The organism is Mesoflavibacter zeaxanthinifaciens subsp. sabulilitoris (genome assembly GCF_014191595.1).
GTDB classification, from domain to species: Bacteria; Bacteroidota; Bacteroidia; order Flavobacteriales; family Flavobacteriaceae; genus Mesoflavibacter; species Mesoflavibacter zeaxanthinifaciens.
Map to the genome: position 1 here is coordinate 1 of NZ_JACHWV010000013.1, position 4109 is coordinate 4109.

Annotated in this window: 1 protein-coding gene; it reads right to left on the bottom strand. The window is 39.1% G+C overall.

Translation table 11 applies throughout. The annotated features are described in order from the left end of the window. A partial coding sequence (locus FHS04_RS14260) for a hypothetical protein (RefSeq protein ID WP_183408384.1) occupies nt 1–4109 on the bottom strand: 4109 nt, incomplete at both ends.

Sequence of the window (4109 nt, forward strand, 5' to 3'; positions counted from 1 at the left end):
TCTACGCGTACATAGATTACTTGTGGGTTTGAGATGTTTTCATACAGCAACGGTAATGGGTTTGTAGCTGCTTCGGCATTTGCTAAAGTCTCATAGTAACTTGTTATATAGTTTGCTGGATCTTGACCCATTAACACTGCAGCGTCTTGACTTGATAAATCAAACTGTACACTGTCATTTGCTGGGTTACCATCAAATTCTATATTATCATCACATTCATAATACGTTGGCATTGATTGATTTGCTTGCGCTGCCTCATTTACCTCTATATTAAACATTGTAGTGATATCACATCCTGTTGTTGTATCAGTAATATTTACATAAATAACTTGAGGATTACTTGTATTGTTATACGGACTTACTAAAGCATTTACTCCTGCATCGGCATCGGCTTGTGTATCATGATAGGTTACTGTAAACACTGTTGCATCTTGACCGTTTAGTATCTCGGTTGTTTTACTTTCTAAGTCAAAGCCTGCTACTTCATCTGTGTTTAATTCACAAATAATATAATCTTCGATTGGACTTACTACTGGTAATGCGTTTACTGTTATATCAAAATCTACTATTGTAAAGCAGCCTGTTCCGTTTAATCCTGTTTCGTCATCTCCGTTTGTCACTCTTACATAGATTGTTTGAGGGTTGATAGCTGTTCCTGGATTATCTGGATCTTCGTTTGTGTGCATTGTTGCGTCTGCTATTGCATTACTTCCTGTTAATGCATCGTCTAAACTTGTGTAGTAACTTGCTGTTACACCTGCTTCTCCATTTATGATAGCAACTTCGTATGTCGTTAAATCAAATGCTTCTATCATATCATTTGGTCCTACTATGTTTACATCATCACACAACTCTAAATCTGTTGGATCTGGTGTTGGTGTTGGGTTTGGTAATACGCGTATGGTTAATGTTGTTAATGAGAAGCACCCTGTATCATTATCCGTTACTCTTACATGTACTGTTTGTGCGCCTGGATCTGTATTTTGATACATCGTTGGATCTGGTATTGCGTTAGTGTCTGCTTGAGCATCTGCTAGTGTTTCGTAATACGTCACTGTCCAACTTCCTACACCGCCTGTAATTTCATCATTCTTTACTGTTAAATCAAATACAGCATACTGATCATTGTTCTCATAGTAATTAGCATCTAACTCATCACATATTGATAATGCGGTTGGCTGTACTATGACTGGTGGAAACTCTACTCTAATTTCAAATTCTCCTAAACTTACACATCCATTTATATTACTTTCTAATCGTATATAAATAGTTTGTGGATTACTCTGATTGGTATAGTTACCTGTGTTTACTATTGGATTTGTTCCAGTTTCTGCTTGGGCTTGTGTCACATGATAGGTTAACACATAATCTGCTGGGTTTTGCGTCCCTAATATTTGTGGCGTCATTACTGTGTTAAAATCAAATTGATTAAACCCATCATCGTCATCATCACATATAACATAATCTTCTAAATCTGTTGGGATAACTGGTGACTCCTCTACTATTAAATCCATTGTTACTATTGTATAACATCCTGTTATATCATTCTCTGCTCTTACATAAATAGTTTGAACGTCTGGATCTATATTCTCGTAAGGCAATGTGCTTGGTATTGGATCTGTTGCGTTTTGTGCATTGGTTAAGGTTTCATAATAACTAATACTAATGTCTGGCTCTCCGTTAATAATGGTGGTTGTTTGACTGTCTAAATCAAATTCGGTATAAAAACCATCATTATCATCATCACAAGCTACTAATGGTGATGGTGTTGCTGGTGATGGTAATGGGTTTACTCTTAAATCTAAAGTAATTGTACTTACACATCCGGTAACATCATCTTCTGCTCTTACATATACGGTCTGTGGGTTTGGTCCGTTTGTATATGGACTAAAAATCTGTGCGGCTGCATCTGCTGTATTTGCTCCTGCTTGTGTATCATAGTATGTTAACGTAATACCCGTTTGCCCATTTAGGATTTGTGCATTAGCATCTTCTAACGTAAATACTTCTTGCTCATCTCCTGGATTATTGTAATCACATAGATTTAATGGATCTGGTTGTACTAATACTGGTAATGGATTAACTATTAAGTTTAAATCGGTCACTGTATAGCATCCTGTAGCATTATACTCTACTCGCACCCATATTGTTTCCATATCCGGTGTAACATTGGTATAGTTTGATGGTGTGCCTATTGCATTTGACGGTGCTTCTGCATCTGCTTCTGACTGATAGTAAGTAATGGTTACCTCTGATGGGTCTATATCATTACTTGTATCTGAGTCTAATAGGTTTAATAGCTCGTCATTTGCTTGTGTTAAATCAAATGCAGCTAATCCATCGGTATCATCATCACATTCTTCTAATGCTGCTGGTGTTAATTCTATTTGTGGTGTTTCATTTACTATTAACTGTAACTCGACATAGCTTGCGCAGTCTGTTACTATGGTTTGACTCTCTACTCTTACATAAATAGTCTGTGTTTCAAAAACAATGTTATCGTATGGACTTGATAAGGCATTTACATTGTTCTCTGCATCACTCATCGTTTCATGATACGTAACCACTAATCCTGCTGCGCCGCCTGTTACTTGCGTGTCTGCATCGGTTAACATAAATTCTCCAAAACCATCACTGTCTGGATCACAAAACTCTAACGCTGTTGGTGTAAAGGCTGTTGGTGCTTGTTCTACTTGTAACTCTAACGTAGTGGTATCATAACATCCTGTATTTGCGTCTTCTACTCTTACATAAACTATTTGACCATTAGCTAAGTTTGTATATGGGATTGGTAGTGGGTTTGTAGCTGTTTCTGCTTCTGGTAATGTTAAGTAATAACTTGCTACATAACTCGCTATACCACCTGTAACTTCGGTATCTTTTAATGTTAAATCGATTTGTGTGATACCGTCTGGTATGTTATCATCACATACTTCTAATGGTGTTGGATCTATTGCTATAACCTCTGGATGTACAGTCACATTTTGTGTTGTTGTTGTTGGACATGCTCCGTTAGTCGTATACTCTACAGTATGTGTTGATCCTGGTAATGCTCCTGTTACTTCTCCTGTTGTAGGATCTATCGTTGCGCCTGTACTTGTTAATGTAAAGGTTCCGCCTGTCATACCTGTGATTGTGGCTATTGCTCCGTCACAGGTTGGGTCTAACGTAAAGCTTGAATCGTCTGCTGGTAATACATTTAATACAAATGTGCTTGTTGCTGGACATTGGGTTGCTGTGGTATATTCTACCGTATAACTTGTTCCTGGAGTTGCCATCGTTACTTCTCCTGTTGATGGATTGATTTGTACGGTATCGCCTGCTGGTGCTGCTGGGTTAAACGTATACGTCCCACCTGGCATCGCTACTGTATCTACAGTTCCTCCATCACAATTTGGTATCATTGTAAAGCTTGGATCATCTTCTGTTAACGTGGTAACAGTTTGCGTGCTTACTTCTGGACATGGTCCTGCGGTGGTATATTCTATCGTATATGTTGTACCGTAATCGCCGCCTGTTACTTCTCCGGTTGCTGCGTCTATTGTTACTGGTGCGCCTGGATCTGGGTTTAAGGCAAACGTTCCGCCTACGTCTCCTGTTATTGCTACTGTTGCACCATCACAAGTCGCTGTTGCCGTAAAACTTGGGTCTTCTAATGGATATACTGTTACATCTACTGTTGTGGATGCTGGACATACTCCACTTGTAGTATGTTCTACTGTATAGGTTGCTCCTGATGTACCGTTTGTAATCGTTCCTGTACCTGAATCTATTAGCGCTCCGTCGCCTGGTAATGGATTAAAAGCATAGGTTCCGCCTGATGATACTGAACTATCTACTACAGCTCCATCACACGTTGGTTGCATCGTGAAAGTTGGATCGTCTGTTGTTAATACTGTAAAGTTTACCGTAGTTGTCGTTGGACATGTACCTGTTGTTGTATAGGTTACGGTATGTGTGGATCCGGATGCAGCACCTGTTACTGTTCCTGTTGCTGAATCTATCGTCGCTCCTGTGGTTGTTAATGCAAAAGTTCCGCCTGGCGTTACGACATTACTCATTACTGCGCCATCACACGTTGGTGTCGCTGTAAAACTTGAATCGTCATT